General features: G+C 42.6%; 14 protein-coding genes. 7 read left to right on the top strand and 7 right to left on the bottom strand.

Features of this window, described 5'->3' with window-relative positions:
- Window positions 1-409 precede the first annotated feature (409 nt).
- A complete protein-coding gene (locus F952_RS05030) occupies window positions 410-1,693 on the top strand; it encodes a 3-deoxy-D-manno-octulosonic acid transferase (RefSeq protein WP_004923421.1) in 1,284 nt (427 codons plus the stop codon).
- A complete protein-coding gene (locus tag F952_RS05035; protein WP_004923426.1) occupies window positions 1,690-2,397 on the top strand; it encodes a 16S rRNA (uracil(1498)-N(3))-methyltransferase in 708 nt (235 codons plus the stop codon). Before F952_RS05030 ends, F952_RS05035 begins: the two co-directional genes overlap by 4 nt.
- Here F952_RS05035 and F952_RS05040 read toward each other — a convergent pair.
- Both F952_RS05040 and F952_RS05045 read right to left on the bottom strand, forming a co-directional pair.
- Window positions 2,386-3,369: a mechanosensitive ion channel family protein gene (locus F952_RS05040; RefSeq protein WP_004923430.1), complete on the bottom strand. Its 984-nt coding sequence runs from the start codon at window positions 3,367-3,369 to the stop codon at window positions 2,386-2,388. The genes F952_RS05035 and F952_RS05040 overlap by 12 nt on opposite strands.
- 92 nt (window positions 3,370-3,461) lie before the next feature.
- Window positions 3,462-4,046 carry a DUF805 domain-containing protein gene (locus F952_RS05045; RefSeq protein ID WP_004923433.1) on the bottom strand — a complete coding sequence of 195 codons (585 nt, stop codon included), beginning with the start codon at window positions 4,044-4,046 and terminating at the stop codon, window positions 3,462-3,464.
- 290 nt (window positions 4,047-4,336) lie between these two features.
- Between F952_RS05045 and acs the strand changes: the two genes are divergently transcribed.
- Both acs and F952_RS05055 read left to right on the top strand, forming a co-directional pair.
- Window positions 4,337-6,298 (top strand): acetate--CoA ligase, encoded by a 1,962-nt coding sequence (acs, locus tag F952_RS05050; protein ID WP_004923435.1) that lies wholly within the window; start codon window positions 4,337-4,339, stop codon window positions 6,296-6,298.
- 135 nt (window positions 6,299-6,433) lie between these two features.
- The gene (locus F952_RS05055) at window positions 6,434-7,618 is read left to right on the top strand and encodes an acyl-CoA dehydrogenase family protein (protein ID WP_004923438.1); all 1,185 of its coding nucleotides are present in this window, start codon (window positions 6,434-6,436) and stop codon (window positions 7,616-7,618) included.
- Between the two features lie 25 nt (window positions 7,619-7,643).
- Here the strand turns inward: F952_RS05055 and F952_RS05060 are convergent, their stop codons facing one another.
- Window positions 7,644-8,183, bottom strand: a complete 540-nt coding sequence (locus F952_RS05060; RefSeq protein ID WP_004923442.1) for a cysteine hydrolase family protein — start codon at window positions 8,181-8,183, stop codon at window positions 7,644-7,646.
- A gap of 106 nt (window positions 8,184-8,289) precedes the next feature.
- On the opposite strand from F952_RS05060, the gene F952_RS05065 reads away from it, so the two are divergent.
- Complete coding sequence (locus F952_RS05065) at window positions 8,290-8,688, top strand: Lrp/AsnC family transcriptional regulator (protein ID WP_004923445.1); 399 nt, start codon at window positions 8,290-8,292, stop codon at window positions 8,686-8,688.
- 91 nt (window positions 8,689-8,779) lie between these two features.
- Here F952_RS05065 and sfnG read toward each other — a convergent pair whose 3' ends face one another.
- Together sfnG and msuE are read right to left on the bottom strand one after the other, a co-directional pair.
- Entirely contained in the window at window positions 8,780-9,889 is a 1,110-nt protein-coding gene (sfnG, locus tag F952_RS05070) for a dimethylsulfone monooxygenase SfnG (RefSeq protein WP_004923448.1), read from the bottom strand.
- A gap of 27 nt (window positions 9,890-9,916) precedes the next feature.
- Window positions 9,917-10,651: an FMN reductase gene (msuE, locus tag F952_RS05075; protein WP_004923451.1), complete on the bottom strand. Its 735-nt coding sequence runs from the start codon at window positions 10,649-10,651 to the stop codon at window positions 9,917-9,919.
- Between the two features lie 374 nt (window positions 10,652-11,025).
- On the opposite strand from msuE, the gene F952_RS05080 reads away from it, so the two are divergent.
- A complete protein-coding gene (locus F952_RS05080) occupies window positions 11,026-11,676 on the top strand; it encodes a response regulator (RefSeq protein ID WP_004923453.1) in 651 nt (216 codons plus the stop codon).
- 72 nt (window positions 11,677-11,748) lie between these two features.
- On the opposite strand, the gene F952_RS05085 is transcribed toward F952_RS05080, so the two are convergent.
- Window positions 11,749-12,516 (bottom strand): nucleoside triphosphate pyrophosphohydrolase family protein, encoded by a 768-nt coding sequence (locus F952_RS05085; RefSeq protein ID WP_004923455.1) that lies wholly within the window; start codon window positions 12,514-12,516, stop codon window positions 11,749-11,751.
- A 374-nt stretch (window positions 12,517-12,890) separates the two neighbouring features.
- Window positions 12,891-16,388 carry a hybrid sensor histidine kinase/response regulator gene (locus tag F952_RS05090; protein ID WP_004923458.1) on the bottom strand — a complete coding sequence of 1,166 codons (3,498 nt, stop codon included), beginning with the start codon at window positions 16,386-16,388 and terminating at the stop codon, window positions 12,891-12,893.
- A 182-nt stretch (window positions 16,389-16,570) separates the two neighbouring features.
- Here F952_RS05090 and F952_RS05095 point away from each other — a divergent pair, with 182 nt between their 5' ends.
- Entirely contained in the window at window positions 16,571-16,903 is a 333-nt protein-coding gene (locus F952_RS05095) for a DUF485 domain-containing protein (protein ID WP_004923461.1), read from the top strand.

Raw genomic sequence — 16,903 nt, forward strand, 5'->3', positions numbered from 1 at the left:
AGCATATCAGAGACTTTAGATGGGTGACCATCATTTGACTGTTTTAAGTTACCCTTTAAAAGCAATCGATTTAATTCGAATGATACTGGTCCGATGTAGTGGAATCGGGAATATTCCAAGAATGAGTGGCTGTTGTATCACCAATACTCTGACAACTTTGGTGTACTCTGAATAAAAGACCGTTATTACTGCTGAAGGGATCAAATAAAATGTGTAATAGCAGCAATCAATCGCGTTCAAACAGGATACATAAATGATGTAAAAGTATTTAATTGAGCATTTTTACATTCATTGGGGTTGTGTATGGTGATGTTAAAATGAGCAGCATACATTTTGAAATACACTACATTAACAAATCTATGGCGCTCTGCTATATTCTGCCCATTCTAATTAAATTGAGAAATAGATATTGGCGACTCCATTTTGGTATAACGCTGCATTAAAAGTGTTAAAGCCTGTTTATCGCTGGCGGATTAAAAAGCGGGCTGAAAATGAAATGCGTTACCAGCAGGAATGTCGTGAGCGCTTTGGTCCGTTTCAGCAGCCCCAAAATCGTCATGCATTATGGTTTCATGCGGTTTCGGTGGGTGAAACCAATGCAGCTCAGCCTTTAATAGAATATTATCTAAAACTGGGCCATCCTGTGTTGGTGACGAACACCACAAAAACAGGGCAAGCACGTGCCAAGTCATTATTTTTAAAATCTCCTTATCTGGAGCTGTTTCAGGCAGTGTATTTACCTGTCGATCAGATATTTTTACTCAAACAATTTTTTGAGCTGTATCAACCCAAACTACTGGCGTTAGTTGAAACCGAGCTTTGGCCCAATCTGATTGATCAGGCACAACATTACGGCGTTCCCACATTTTTAATCAATGCACGACTATCAGAAAAATCGGCACAGGGCTATGCACGGGTATCTGCTCTAAGTAATGCAATGCTGAGTCGCTTAACTGGTTTACTGGCACAAGATCAATCCACTCAGCAGCGTTTTATTGGGCTTGGACTAGCAAGAGAAAAAGCTCAAGTGGTGGGTAATATCAAATTTGATATAGACGTGCCTTTGCTGTTTGTTGAACAAGCCAGAAGATTGCAACAACAATGGCAACTGGCTGGTCGTAAAATCATGGTTTTGGCCAGTACACATGCACCTGAAGAGCAACAACTTTTAACTGCACTGAAAACACATTTAATGGCAGATCCAGATTTGTTATGTATTGTGGTTCCACGTCATCCAGAACGTTTTGATGAGGTTTTTCAGATTTGTCAAAATCTACAGCTTGATACAGCTCGGCGTAGTTTGGAGCAACCGATACAGCCAGAAACTCAAGTCTATCTGGCAGATAGTATGGGCGAATTGTGGTTGTGGTATGCGCTGGCACAGACTGCATTTGTTGGCGGTTCGCTCAATGAACCTGGTGGTGGCCATAATATTCTTGAACCCATGGCACTTAAGATTCCAGTGGTGATTGGACCGCGCTATTTTAATTTTCAGACTATTGTTGATGAATTTAGAGAAACCGAGGCGATTGATATCGTGCAGGATGCGACTCAGGCGGTGCGGCAATTATTACATTATGTAAGCACTCCAAACAGTGCTGATCAGATAGTCGATCATGCGCAGTCCATTTTGCAACGTAACAAAGGCTCGTTAGCACGACATATTCATGTATTGGATCAATATTTATCATGAATATTGTATTGCTTGAACCCAAAGATACCGCGCAAGCTGAATGGCGCATTCATTCAGCACGTCAGCTGAGTCATCTACATAAACAACTCAATATTCAAGTGGACGATACACTTAAAGTGGGGATTCGCAATGGGAAACGTTATCTAACCCGTATTGTGGCAATTGAAGAGCAAGAGATTCGGGTGACCCCGATACAGCAGGAGGCCTGTCCAGCCAAATTACCTGTAACGCTTATCGTGGCAATGCCACGTCCCAAAGTATTACGCCGTCTGATCATGGACAGTGTGACTTTAGGGGTAGAGCGCATTTGTCTAACTCATAGTTATCGGGTGGATAAAAGCTACTGGCAGACACCTTTTTTGCAGCAGCTCGACGACTATATTACGCTGGGGCTTGAGCAAGCTGGCGACACGATCGTGCCTGATATCCAGCTTTACAAGCGTTTTAAGCCGTTTGTGGAAGATGTGTTGCCAAGTCTAATTGCACCTTTGCGTCCTGCTTTTGTGGCACATCCTTATGCAGAAACCGCCATGCCACATGCAATTGAGCATCCTTGTAGCATCATCATCGGGCCCGAAGGTGGTTTTATCCCTTATGAAGTCGATTTACTGATTAAAAACGGCTGCCAGGCTTATCACTTGGGCAGCCGGATTTTAAGAACTGAAACAGCCGTTTCTTATCTATTGGGGCGACTATTTGTTTGACGTATCCTGAGATTGAGGCGCTGTTAAAACATCAGGCGTACTTTGATGGACTTTTAGTTCCTGAATTGGATACGGAATATTAATTCTTTGTGCATTAAAGGCCTTTTTGACTTCTGCCTGTATTTCACTGATTGATGTTGCGATCCCAGTTTCGGAGGTATCCACCCACCAGCGTACGGTCAGGTTGACCGAGAAATCTGCCAAAGCAGTAACATTAACACTAAACGCAGGCTGGCTCAGTACGTTACGGTTGTTGCTCAGAATATCCATGATAATCGATTTGGCTTTTTGTTCGTCATCTTCATAACCAATTCCGACCACAAACTCGCAGCGACGGCGCTGATAGGCGGTATTCACGGTAATGGCGCTGGTATACACATTGGCGTTTGGGATGACTAAACGGCGACCATCAGGAGAGCGTAAAAAGGTCGCGCGAATTTGGATATCTTCAACCGTACCTTCCATACCATTGACAATAATATCGTCGCCAATACGGAATGGTTCACTCAGTAAAATCAGCACACCAGATAAGAGATTCTGAAAAATATCTTTAAACGCAAAACCAATGGCAACAGAACCGATCCCCAATGCACTGACTAACTGACTTGGAGTAAAACCAGGAATGGCGATCACCAGTGCGATGAGGAAACCCACAAACATGATCAAAACACTACCAACTCGATTGAGTACCAAGACCAGATTTTGGCGGGTATAACTGCGATTGGTCAGGGTTTTATCAATAAATAGCTTAAAAACTTTGGTTAAAAGCCAGAAAATAAGAAATACTGCCAGTGCAATACATAAATAGGGAATACGCTCCCAGAAACTATCTACAATTTTATCAATTGTGGTATAGGTTTCATGATATTTCTCGGTATGCTGTATGACGGATTGAGTGGTTTTTTGCCCAGCTTGTTGTAACAGCGTCGCTGTATCTGATGCGACCTGATCTAGTTTATTTTGTTCAGACACTCGAATTCCTGGTGTGATAAAAGGGTTGAGAGAGAGTTAATGGGAAAGTGTAGTATGAAGTTTTTAAGCACTCAACCTTTCAGCGGTTATGTTTAGAAATAACCTGTATTTTTAGGGATTAACTCCTGTGGAAAATCAAGATGACCAGTTCCCAACATAAAAGAGACAAGACGACCAAGCATCAGCAGGCTTAAGAGTAAAACAATCACAATCATCCAGCCTAGAATCTTTTCCCAAACTGGTGAAGGGCGTGGGATACCATAGTCATTGCTTGCCTTTGAGCCAGGAATAAACAGTAAATAAAGAATGAGAATAAACTGAATCACGGGCACAAAAAACAACAAACACCACCAACCACTGCGGTTGGTATCATGCAGACGACGAATCATCAGAACCACATGAAAATAAAAAAATAAAATTGAAATACCAAACATGATAAAACCAAAGCTACCAGATAAGGCATTTAACAGTTGGTCATCCCATGTCACCTGACTCAGACTAAAAATCCCCATGATTAATCCTGTGCCAAACAGACACATCAATCCTATCAGATTGATAAACCCATACCAGGCCAGATAACTGAGTCGATTGAAACGACCAGAAGGAGAAAGAGGACGATCGGGTACAGGTGGCAAACTGGATGAAAACAAAGATGAATGTGAAGACGTCTGATTCATGTCGGCCTCATAGATAATTTTTTAAATTTATTGACCCGATCAAGTATAGTGAGATCTAGACCACATACGATAGCTTCAAAACCATTGGTTATGCGGAGCATACAAAAAATGACGCAATTAGAACTGTTTGTATTTTTACTGATCTGCTAAATTGAACATTATACGACCAAATGGTGATTGTTTTACATAAGAAAATATGTGGATACTGCTTGAGCTAGAACAAAAACATCAAACACAGTGTCGATATATAAGCTTCGTGACGAGGCGTAAAAAATCAAGGAAGTGATACTATGAATGAAATCTATCCAGTACCTGAAGAGTTTAAAAAAACAGCCCGTACCGTAGAAGCGGATTATTTTACCCGCTATCAAAAATCAATCGAAGATCCAGATGCTTTTTGGGCAGATGAAGCCCGCAATGTAGACTGGATAAAACCATTTACCCAAGTCAAAAACAGCAACTATGATGCAGAGCAATTCAAAATTGAATGGTTTGCAGATGGTCAGCTCAATGTCTGCGCAAATTGTCTGGATCGACATTTAAAAGAACATCCGCACAAACCCGCAATTATCTGGGAAGGTGATCATCCTTCACGACATAAAATTATTTCCTTTAAAGAGCTATACGAAGAAGTTTGTCGGTTTGCCAATGTATTAAAAAAATATGGTATTTCCAAAGGCGACCGTGTTGTACTTTATATGCCAATGGTGTCTGAAGCAGCGATTGCCATGTTGGCATGCGCGCGAATTGGTGCGGTGCACTGTGTGGTGTTTGGTGGCTTTTCGCCAGACTCATTGGCAAGTCGGATTGAAGACTGTCAGGCCAAACTGGTGATTACCGCCGATGCAGGTATGCGAGGAGGTAAATTACTTCCACTCAAGGACAGTGTAGATGAAGCACTTAAGCTTGAAGGAACTGAGTCGATTGAGCATGTGATTGTGGTGCATCGGACAGGTAATCCGATCCATTTTCAGGAAGGACGTGATCTCTGGTATCACGTGGTGATTACTGAGGTGAATGAAATTTGCCCACCAGAACAAATGAATGCTGAAGATCCACTATTTATCCTGTATACCTCAGGCTCGACTGGAAAGCCAAAAGGGGTGCTGCATACCACAGGCGGTTATCTGGTCTATGCCACCACAACATTCAGAGAAGTCTTTGACATTAAACAAGATGATGTGTACTGGTGTACGGCTGATGTGGGCTGGATTACAGGTCATAGTTATCTGATTTATGGTCCACTTTCCAATGGCACAACCACCCTGATGTTTGAAGGCATTCCGCAATATCCGACATGGGCACGAATTGGACATATTGTCGATAAACATAACGTCACGATTCTCTATACCGCACCGACTGCCATTCGTTCCATGATGCGTGAAGGAGATGCGTTTGTACGTGAAAGTGACCGTAGTAGCTTGCGCTTATTGGGTACAGTCGGTGAGCCAATCAATCCAGAAGCCTGGTCATGGTATTATAACGTGGTAGGTGAAGGCCGTTGTCCTGTGGTCGATACATGGTGGCAAACAGAAACGGGCGGTATCCTGATTGCACCTTTACCTGGTGCAACAGCATTAAAACCAGGATCGGCGACACGCCCATTTTTTGGTGTTCAACCAGGGCTTGTCGATGGCGATGGTCATGAGATTGAAGGTGCCGCAGAAGGAAACCTCGTGATTAAGGATTCTTGGCCAGGTCAGATGCGTGGTATTTGGGGAGATCCTAAACGCTTTATTGAAGCTTATTTTTCAACTTTCCCTGGTCGTTATTTTACTGGTGACGGTGCGCGCCGCGATGAAGATGGTTATTACTGGATTACAGGGCGTGTCGATGATGTTTTAAACATTTCAGGGCATCGTCTTGGAACAGCAGAAATTGAAAGTGCTTTGGTGGCACATCCGCATGTGGCTGAGGCTGCCGTGGTAGGCATGCCACATGAAATCAAAGGTCAAGGCATTTGTACCTTTGTGACCCTTCAGGCTGGTGTGGATGAATCGGAAGAGTTACGTAAAGAATTGGTACAGTGGGTTCGTAAGATTTTAGGGCCGATTGCAACGCCTGATGCATTACATTGGGCACCCGCTTTGCCTAAAACCCGTTCTGGTAAAATCATGCGTCGTATATTACGTAAAATTGCGGCCAATGAGCTTGATAGTTTGGGGGACACCTCGACTCTGGCCGATCCAAGTGTGGTTGAGTATCTGATTAACACGGTCTATCCAGAAAAAACGCAAAATTCCACATCATAGTCATGCTCCCTGCAAGCCGAATAGACTTGCAGGGAAGTCTTTATATTTGTTGAAAAGTATTGCTGAAATTTGGATAAAGCACTGCACGGGTTTTTGTTAGGCTAAACACACTTCTTTCTGGTGATCAATTTTATCATGAATACCACAGCTGATTTTTCACTGCGCCATGATCCTACTTATATTGCACAACAATTGGCTCAGGAATTTGCACAGACTGCAGCCGAGCGTGATAAGGCAGGTGGTACAGCGAAACATGAGCGAGATTTGATTCGAAAGAGTGGATTATTAAGTCTCTCGATTCCACAGCAATACGGTGGAGCGGGTGCAGACTGGAACGTCATCTTTAAAACGATTCAGATCATTGCGCGCGTGGACAGTTCACTGGCACATATTTATGGGTTTCATCATTTACTGATTGCCACAGTTCAGCTTTTTGCACAGCCTGAGCAATATGCCAACTGGTTTCGTCAGACAGCGGAGCAAAATCTATTTTGGGGCAATACCCTGAATCCATTAGATGTTCGGACGCGTGTCGAGCAGATAAATGAACATGAATTTATTTTTCATGGTGATAAAAGCTTTTGTTCGGGTTCAATCGACTCGGATATGTTGTTATGCTCAGGCTATACCGCAGAAAATAAGCTATTGATTGGAGTGATTCCCACCTCACGTGAAGGGGTTGGTTTTCTGGGAGACTGGAATAATATGGGACAACGCCAGACAGATAGCGGCACCAGTCATTTTGAACACGTTAAAATTTTAAAACAAGAATTACTGTTAAACCCAGGACCACTCAGTACCCCTTATTCAAGTTTACGTCCTTTGATTGCTCAACTTATTTTTGTGCATTTATTTTTAGGTGTTGCCGAAGGGGCGTTTGAAATTGCCAAGCAAGTAGTCCAGCCACAAAAGGCGTGGGGAAAATCTAAGGCAGAGCAAGCGATTGATGATCCATACATTCAAAAGCACTTTGCAGAGTTTTATGTACAACTGGAAAGCGTACGTTTGCTCACAAAGAAAGCGCTTGATGCATTACAAAACGCATGGCAGCAAGTCGAAAGTCTGAGTGCAGAACAACGTGGAGAAGTGTCTATTGCGATTGCGACTGCCAAAATCGCCGCAACCCATACCAGTTTGTTTATTACCCAAAACATATTTCAGGTGATGGGTGCAAGAGCCACTACCGCCAGCTTGAATCTGGATCGTTTCTGGCGCAACGTGCGCACTCAAACTTTGCATGACCCTGTCGATTACAAATATCAGGAAATCGGGGAATGGATTTTAACGGCTAAAGTCCCCGATCCGAGTTTTTACTCATAAGATACAACATGATGCTTTTAAAGACTCAAGCTTGAATAAACTGGTGTGTCTTCTGAATAGTTGCAAAATTTGAGAGCGCAGCTAAAAAAGCCGTTTGAACGTCGCGAGCAGAAGTTAATTGATCATTAAAATGCAAATCGCGAGTGGCTGTTGCATCTGCAATCAGGATGGGTTGATAACCGAGTTCAGTTGCTGCCCGTGTTGTTGAGTCAATACACATGTGGGTCATCATACCTGTAATCACCAGTTGATTGACCGAGAGCTGTTGCAGTATTTGATCTAAATCTGTTGCTAAAAAGCTGTTGGGTTTATGCTTTTGTAAAATGATTGAATTGCGCTGTAATTGTAAATCTGAATGTAGCTCTGCGCCGTTGGTATCGGGACGAAAAAAGCTCGCTTGCGCTGAGTTGATATGTTGAATATAAATAATGGGTAAATTCTGGGCAAGGAACCAGCGCTCAAGTTGCTGAATATGATGCAACGCCTGCTCTGGATGAACCAGCGCCATCGCTCCACCTTCAAAATAATCATTTTGTACATCGATGACCATTAATGCTTGTTTCATGAGATGATCTCAATTGTTTGGATGAGATTGAGCTTAAATGTAACCTATCATCTGAGCGATAGTTTGTTGAAATAAAACGCATCCTTTATTTTTCACAGTGAAAAAAATGCAAGATTTAGACCCCATTGATTTAAAGATTCTGGCTTTATTAAAACAAGACTCTCGCTTAAGCCATAAACAGATTGGAGCGCTAGTGCATCGAACGGGACAGGCTGTCGGGGCACGGATTAGTCATTTGATTGAGCAGGGCGTGATTGAGCGTTATACACTGGCTATTGCCTATCCGCAAAAGCAGTTTATTCAGCTTTTTTTAAATGAGCCGAGGTTTTCCGAAATTGAAAATATCATTAACCATTTTGAACAAGTAGATGAGTTTTATAAAGTGATGGGGAATGCCTGCTATATGGTGGTGGCACATTTTTCACCTCAAGAATTAAACCTTTTTATCGAGCAGATTTCCAAGTGGTGTCGTTATTCAGTTGAGAGCGTGATCAAGAAAATTTAAGCCTGATAATGTTAAAAAAGACCCCAAGCCGAGTCTTGGGGTTGAGTTATTCTTGTATCAAAAGGTTTTTCTAATTTTTATCAGAGGGTATTTAAGCCGATTTGGCGGTGTGCTGAAGTGCTTGTTGTTCTTCAAGCTGACGTACCAAAGGAAGAACTTTCTCGCCAAAATATTCTACTTCTTCGATAAAATGCAAAAAGCCTGACAAAATCAAATCTACACCAACATTTTTGAGGGCAACAATTCGTTCGGCGATTTGCTGTGGTGTTCCGATCAAGTTGGTTTTAAATCCGTCATTATATTGCACCAGATCTTCAAAGCTTGATTTTGCCCAGTTGCCTTCGCCTTCTGGACTGGCTGCGCCTGCCTGACGAGTTGCATCATCAAAAGCATTAACCGCTTCAACATTTGCTTTATTGATGATCTCCTGCAAAACAGATTGAGCCTCTTCTTCGGTGTCGCGTGCAATAATAAACGCGTTGACTCCAATTTTGACCTGATGATGATTGGCCTTCGCTTTTTGACGAATATCATCAATCTGTTTTTGAATTTCTTCAACACTGTTGCCATTGGTAAAGTACCAGTCTGAAACACGTGATGCCATGTCACGTGCTGCACGTGAACTTCCACCCTGAAACACTTCAATATGTGGTTTTTGTACAGGTTTTGGTTTTAGGGTGTAATCCTTAAATTGATAATACTGACCGTCAAAACTAAAATTGTCTTGTGTCCAGATACCCTTGATACTACGGATAAACTCTTCAGAGCGAACATAGCGCTGATCATGCTCTGGCCATTCTTCTCCAATAGCATCAAACTCGCCTCGGAACCAGCCACTTACCACATTAATGGCAATGCGTCCGTTGGTCAGATAATCGATAGTAGCAAGCTGTTTGGCGGCTAGAACAGGTTTCCATGGCCCTGGTAATATCGCTGCAATGACTTTAAGTTTTTCAGTTTTTGCGAGTAAGGCATGACTGAAACTTACAGACTCATGTTGGTTCTCAGCACCATAACCTGCGGTGAAACGGATCTGGGTGAGTGCATATTCAAAGCCACTCGCTTCTGCGGCCTGAGCAAGGCGAACATTGTAATCATAGCTCCAGTCTGTACGCTGCTCGATGTTACTTACTACCAGACCACCGCTAACATTTGGAACCCAATAAGCAAATTTAATAGCTGTTTGATTGAACTGACTCATATGAAACATCCCTCTAATAATGTCTATTTAGGCCACATTGGTTTTTATATTTTTATGGTGTAGACGCGATTCTGCGGCATCCAGACTAGGTACGGCGGCTGATGTCAAAACTTCATCCTGCTCAATTTGTTTGTTAATACCCAGGTTCTGATTGGCTTGTTGAGATTTATCTTTAACGACTTCGGCGCGCTTTCCTTTGGCTGGTGCCCATTCAAGAATTGGCAAAGCACGTGCTACGGCCAAGGTAATTCGAGCACGGAGTAGGTCACTTTTGATGGTGTATTCTGGTGTAAAGTCACGATCTGTCGCATATACACCAATAGGTAAAGTTTGCGCCTGAAAGAAGCTGAATAATGGGCGTAACTGATGTTCAAGTACTAAAGCGTGACGGTCACTTCCACCCGAGGCAGCCAGTAATACAGGAACATCGACCAGTGCTGTTTGCTCGACAAAATCAAAAAAATGCTTAAATAGACCTGTGAAGGAAGCACGATAGACAGGTGTGCCTACAATCAAGGCATCCGCCGCTTCGAGTTTTGCTAAATCATCTTGCACTCGTTGTGGCAACTGATTACGATAAATGGCACCGCCCAGCAAATGCCCGATTTCACTAAACTTAATAAAGTGAACTTCAATTGGGGTCGCATCGCCGAGTTCATTGATGATTTCTTGTACCAGCGCTTCGGTTTTGGACGGATTATTGAGACCACCTGATACAGCCACAATATTGAGCGGTTTTTGAGAAAAGAATTGCTGAGACATAGCAGACCTAAAAATAATAAATTAAACAATTAGGCCTATTAATCTGCATTTCGACATTTAGGTAAAATAATCAAATCACGAATCGTTATCTGTTTTTAAGATATATTCAAACTTTGATAAATGGTTTAAATTTCATGTTTTCAACTGTTTGAAATCTAATAATTTTATATATATAGATAAGGTTTTTAATATATTGAATAAAATTATAAAAAAAACTGCTGAGCTTTTACTTATTCTTAAAAAACGAAAAAAATACTGAAATCTAACGGCTTACCCGACATTTTACTTAAAAATTGGGTAATATGAGCATATCCTTAACGCCATCAGTATGCGTAAAATCAGACATACTGTGCCAGAGATCTCTCGTTTCGCTTATGAATATATTAATCGTCGATGATCATCCGCTATTTCGTCATGCTTTGATTCAAGCTGTTCGATATAGTTTGCCGCAAGCACAAATTCATGAAACAGCAGCAGTGAATGAGTTGTATCAACGTTTGGAAAGCGGCGCAGAGCCAGATCTGGTGATGCTTGATTTGAATTTGCCTGGGGCGTCAGGTTTTTCTGCATTGGTTCATGTACGGGCTCAGTATCCATCTCTTCCCATTATTGTGGTTTCAGCACATGAAGAGGTATCTGTGATCCAGCGTGCAATTGCGCATGGTGCGATGGGGTATATTCCAAAGTCTGCACATCCAAGTCATATTGGCGAGGCTATTCGTCATGTACTTGAGGGTGAAATCTGGTTACCTCCAAATTTACCCAATAACTTGAGCTTTGATCCGCGTGCTTCCGATGAAACTGAGCTGGCAGAGCGTATCCAGTCTCTCACGCCGCAGCAATTTCGAGTATTGATGATGGTGGCAGAAGGTTTACTGAATAAACAAATCGCTTATGAACTTGATGTTTCTGAAGCAACGATCAAGGCACATGTGACTGCTATTTTTAGAAAGCTGGGCGTGCAAAACCGTACTCAGGCAGTACTTGCGATTAGTGCATTAAATATTGAAGAAAAGAAACTCTAACAGACATGAATAAGGTTTGATCAAGAAAAATAGGGAGCATGCTCCCTATTTTATACAGAGAAATCTCACTATTTAAGCCAGACAATCTTGCTTAGAGGTGATGTTATCGCAATACAATGGATTGAGTGCACATTGTAGGTCGTCAATTTGATCCTGAGTGACGTAACCTTTTTGTTTAAGATATTCTGCAACGCGGTCATCACGCAGGCTTAAGAAAGTCGCGTCATACACGCCCAGATCTACAAACAGTGCTGCTGTTTCCAGGCTATTAAAACGGTCTAGAAAAATATCGTTACCATACATCAAGAAGATATGATCCAGAGCCGCATGTGGATCTATATGAAGTCGTTGAGCCAGTTTATGTGGCGGTGTCTTAATAAATAACAGATCAGATAATTCGTCAAACTGCGACATATCCAGAGATTCTCGGCCCTCTTTGACACGACCTAGCCAAGCTTTAAACACCAGTACTGCACCACCGCGCAATAACATGCTCCACATCTGGTGACGAACATCATCATCCAACAGATTTGCTTCAGCCTCAAGCTGTTGCAGCAGATGCTCTTCCTGTTGAGCTAGCTTTTCAAACAGCCCTAAACCCTGCGGGCGGTACATGCTGGGCGCAAATACATCAAGTTGAAGCTGATCAAAAACCTGCAATGCCAGTGGCACTATACTACGGTAAATGGTATCTAAAGCTTGTGTGTGCTGAGGTTTTAATTTGCTATAAGGAAACAGCGCTTCCCAGTCAATATCGGGAAGCAAAGCATTGGCACTGTATTGGCGATGAAACTGCTGTGAATCGTAGGGACCTTGTGGAACGAGATCTGAGATATTCATGAGGATGTCCTTTCTTATGTTATATCGAGAGTTTTGATCTGGCCAGCAGACGATGAATTTATGACCTATGTTATGAGTTTTTTGGAATGCAATAGATATTAGACTAAAGTTTAATATGGTGTTTTTTTTGAATAAAATGATTAATTATTAAATATTTATATAATTGTAACCAACTATAGTATTGATCTTTTACAAATTGGTGAAGCTTTGCCATAGCCAGAGATGATTTGGAAGATTTAGTCACTTTTCACGCGAATTATAGGGTTGAAAATGAACTTTTTTGCCTAATCGCTGAAAAGAATATGCTAATCATTTGCTCCAGTTGGCATCAGCTCCACACAAATAAGCTTGAAACTGATAGCCAATTGTAAGTTTTAATGACCAGACGAAATTTTTAACCCCGAAAGCCAAGAACGTAACGAGGCAGGTTTTAACGGTTTTTTGAGCAGAACAATATTTAACTCTTTTAATCGTTGTGGCAGTTCAGGGTCTGAATCTGCTGTGATCAACGCGACGGGCACCTGCTCTTGACGATGTTGAGTAATAAAATCTAGACCAAGTTGTTGATTGTTTAGATGCTGATCGATCAACCAGACTTGAATATTATGTTCCTGAATAATCGCAAATGCCTGTTCTGGCTCAGTCGCTTTAAAGACCTGATATCCCCATTTGGACAATAAAGTCGACATTCCTTCCAAAATTGTTTCATCGTTATCTAGACATAGGATTCGATACGCTTTGGTTTTTAGGGGGACTGCTTGATGTTGCGGTACCAGCACTTTAGGCGCCGCTACTGTTGGTACATCAATCATAAAACATGATCCTTTGCCCAGAGTAGAATATACCTCTACTGGATAATCGAGCAAACTGGTCATTCGCTGTACAATCGCCAGTCCCAATCCTAATCCTTGTTCTCCCCAGGGAGAGGTATGTCCACAACGTTCAAATTCCTGAAACAGTTTGATTCGCTGTTCTTCAGCAATACCTGGCCCAGTGTCCCATACCCCAATACGAATATGATTGGGACGATGACTCGAACGTAACACACCAACGACTACGCGACCTTTGGCCGTATAACGTAAAGCATTGCTGACAAAGTTTTGAATAATCCGTCTGATCCATTGGGGATCGGTATCAATCCAGAACTTGGCATCATGAACGCTCAAACGAATGTGGCGCTGTGCAGCAATCGATTTAAATTGCAGTTCCAAGTCACTGAGTAGATCATGCAATGGATAAGACTGGCGTTTCGGCTGCAAGGAACCGCCTTCCAGACGTGCAATATCCAGTAGTGCAGACAGCATACTTTCGGCACCATGTAGCGCACGATCTAGTTGTTGTAAGGTTTTTCGATCATCTTGAGTCGATACGCTCTGTTCTAATGCTGTGCTGAATAAACGTGCTGCATGCATGGGCTGGAGTAGGTCATGACTGGCGGCTGCAATGAAGCGACTTTTTGACATATTGGCTTTATCGGCTTGTTCACGTGCCAGTTGCTGCTCTGACAGGGCATTTTCAAGTTGCTGGGTACGATCACTGACCCGTGCTTCCAGAATCGCCTCATTTTCACGGAATGCAGTAATGTCGGCAAAGGTGGTTACAAAACCACCACCTTCAATCGGGTTACCGCGCATCTGAATCACGCGGCCATCTTTACGGAACCGTTCAAATTCATGGGCGCTGCCAACTTTCATCCAGTGAATCCGTTTACGGACATGTTCTTCAATCGAACCAGGTCCGCATTCACCACGCTCTGCGTTATAGCGGATTAGGTCGGCAATTGGGCAGCCGACATAGACCAGATCTTTAGGATAATCAAATAACTTTAAATACTGGTTGTTCCATGCCACCAGACACATGTTTTCGTCGACCACACTGACACCTTGCGTCATGTGATCAATCATGGTCATGAGCAGATTCTGATTGAAGCGTTGCCACTGTGAGGCCTGATCCAGAATATTGGCAACTTGTCCGAGGGCAAGACCATTATTCACCATTGCGGTGGTCAGCAGGGTACGTGATGATGCTGCCCCTATGGTGCCCGCCAGATATTGCTCGGTAAACCGCCACCACATGCCATTTGCGACACTATTCGGATTAAGGATGACATTGTTTTGTTCACAAAATTGTTTAAATGCTTGTGTCGTCGGTCCTTCACCTGTAATTCGTTTTGCAAGGGTAATCAGGTCACCTACTTTCAGCCGTGCTGCATCATGATTCAGGTAACTCATATCCGTGGATGCCTGATGCGAAGGCAAGGGCTTGGTTTCATAATAAAAGAAACTTTCTGCCTGAATCTGCTCGGCCACACTCGGACGATAGATTTTTGAGATCCAGATATACAAAATTGTATTGAGACCCAGAGACCAGATCACCCCATGTGTGAGAGGTGCAAAGGATTCAAAGCCAAGTAAGGCTTCAGGGCGCAACCAGTTAAAATCAAATGGACCAGACAATAACATTTGATGCGCAATTGCCTGATAGCTGTCGGGTAAGCTACGCAAAATAGTCGGAAGAAGCAGGGTGTAGGTCCATAACACAAAACCCGTAATCAAACCCGTATATACTCCCTGTCGGCTGCCACCACGCCAGTACAATCCACCAATCAGTGCAGGTGCAAATTGCGCCACAGCACTAAATGCCAATAAACCAAAGACTGAAAGCTGATCGATATCGTTGAAAAAATGGAAAAATAAAAATCCCATCAACATGACTGCAAGAATACAGATTCGTCGTGTTAATTTCAGAAATTTGGGTAAACGTTTGTCATGTCTGGACAGAAGATTTAGACGCCACAGGGCTGGCATAATCAAGTCATTACTCAGCATAATTGACAACGCAACTGAAGATACCAGTAACATGCCTGTCGACGCTGAAAAGCCACCTAAAAATGCCAGTAAACTGAGCCAATCCTGATTAAAGCTAAGGGGCAAAGATAAAACGGCAACATCTGGAATGGTTAAAAAACTGGGTGCAGCATGTAATGCCCAACTGGCAATCGGAATAATCGCGACAGTCGTTAGAATTAAATAGACCGCAAACCAGCGCCGTGCACCTCGGATGTGTTTTTCATCTCGTAATTCGACGACTGCGACATGAAACTGACGTGGTAGGCAAATGATGGCTAGGCCCGCAAGTAAAGTTTGAATCCAGAATGTTTCAGGCACACCAAACATTTGTACATTGTGAAAAGTTTTGGCGACATCATTGCTGACTTGTGAGATATTTTCGGGAGATTCCAGCAAAAAGAAGCCAGCAACACATAACAGTGCGAACAGTTTAACAAAAGATTCAAATGCCACTGCCAGCATGAGACCGCCATGCTGCTCGGTATTGGCAATTTGGCGAGTACCAAACATCATCGCCAGTATGGCCAAAATCCCAGTTAATAACAGTACGCTGTTGGTGGCTGTAGTCAGATGATCAGTAGCCTGATCTAGGATGACTGCGGTACTGAGGGCGACTGCACGAAGCTGTAATGCCAGATAAGGGATAATCGCGATAACGGCCAGAATGGTAACAAAAGAGGCCAGCGCACCACTTTTACCATAACGAGCTGCGATAAAATCGGCAATTGAGGAAATCGCATGGTGCTGTCGGACACGGCCTAACCTGCGCCAGATATCGTAACCAAACCAGATAAAAATAAGTGGGCCAAGATAAATGGGGAGAAAAATGATACCTTCACGAACGGCTGCGCCTGTTGCGCCATAAAATGTCCATGATGAACAATATACGCCGAGTGTGAGACTGAATAATAACATTCGTCCACGTGTGCTCAAGCGGCTGGCATGCTTTTCTCCAAAAAAAGCACAAAGAAATAAGACTAAAATATATAGGGCAAGTCCACCAATAATAAGCCAGCTATTCATGCGACCAAATCTGTTAAACACTAGGCATATCATACCTTAAGCCGAGTTAAACCCTTACATATTGATTAAAATTTAGCGACCAAAGTCTAAGTTACGAACCTCATACAAGATTGTTAACGTTATAGCGTGAAGAAAAAGGATTAAAAAGCGCCCAACGATGGCCGCGATATAAGGAGTAGATTATGGATGACGTTCAGGTAGAGCGAATTCTACAAAATCCCAAATTTAAAAAAATGGTGAGCAAGAAAGCAACATTGAGTTGGACACTGACTATCATCATGCTCATTGTCTATGTTGGGTTCATGCTACTGGTGGGATATAACAAAGAGTTTTTGATGAGTTCATTTAGTGGTGGTGTAACCACGTGGGGAATTCCACTGGGTTTAGGCATCATTGTTCTGTCATTTGTTCTATGTGGTGTCTATTCGTACATTGCAAACAATACACTCGATCAACTCAATGAAGAAGCATTGAGAGAAGTCGAAAATATTACTCATGAAAAAGGACTGCACTAA

Origin of the sequence: Acinetobacter baylyi DSM 14961 = CIP 107474, from assembly GCF_000368685.1 — a bacterium.
Classification (GTDB): domain Bacteria; phylum Pseudomonadota; class Gammaproteobacteria; order Pseudomonadales; family Moraxellaceae; genus Acinetobacter; species Acinetobacter baylyi.

Bases quoted from the DNA above. Each gene is read 5' to 3' on its own strand.
- sfnG (WP_004923448.1), bottom strand. From the start codon at position 9,889: ATGAGTCAGTTCAATCAAACAGCTATTAAATTTGCTTATTGGGTTCCA.
- F952_RS05095 (WP_004923461.1), top strand. From the start codon at position 16,571: ATGGATGACGTTCAGGTAGAGCGAATTCTACAAAATCCCAAATTTAAA.
- F952_RS05055 (WP_004923438.1), top strand. From the start codon at position 6,434: ATGAATACCACAGCTGATTTTTCACTGCGCCATGATCCTACTTATATT.
- msuE (WP_004923451.1), bottom strand. From the start codon at position 10,651: ATGTCTCAGCAATTCTTTTCTCAAAAACCGCTCAATATTGTGGCTGTA.
- F952_RS05080 (WP_004923453.1), top strand. From the start codon at position 11,026: ATGAATATATTAATCGTCGATGATCATCCGCTATTTCGTCATGCTTTG.
- F952_RS05065 (WP_004923445.1), top strand. From the start codon at position 8,290: ATGCAAGATTTAGACCCCATTGATTTAAAGATTCTGGCTTTATTAAAA.
- acs (WP_004923435.1), top strand. From the start codon at position 4,337: ATGAATGAAATCTATCCAGTACCTGAAGAGTTTAAAAAAACAGCCCGT.
- F952_RS05090 (WP_004923458.1), bottom strand. From the start codon at position 16,388: ATGAATAGCTGGCTTATTATTGGTGGACTTGCCCTATATATTTTAGTC.
- F952_RS05045 (WP_004923433.1), bottom strand. From the start codon at position 4,046: ATGAATCAGACGTCTTCACATTCATCTTTGTTTTCATCCAGTTTGCCA.
- F952_RS05085 (WP_004923455.1), bottom strand. From the start codon at position 12,516: ATGAATATCTCAGATCTCGTTCCACAAGGTCCCTACGATTCACAGCAG.
- F952_RS05035 (WP_004923426.1), top strand. From the start codon at position 1,690: ATGAATATTGTATTGCTTGAACCCAAAGATACCGCGCAAGCTGAATGG.
- F952_RS05060 (WP_004923442.1), bottom strand. From the start codon at position 8,183: ATGAAACAAGCATTAATGGTCATCGATGTACAAAATGATTATTTTGAA.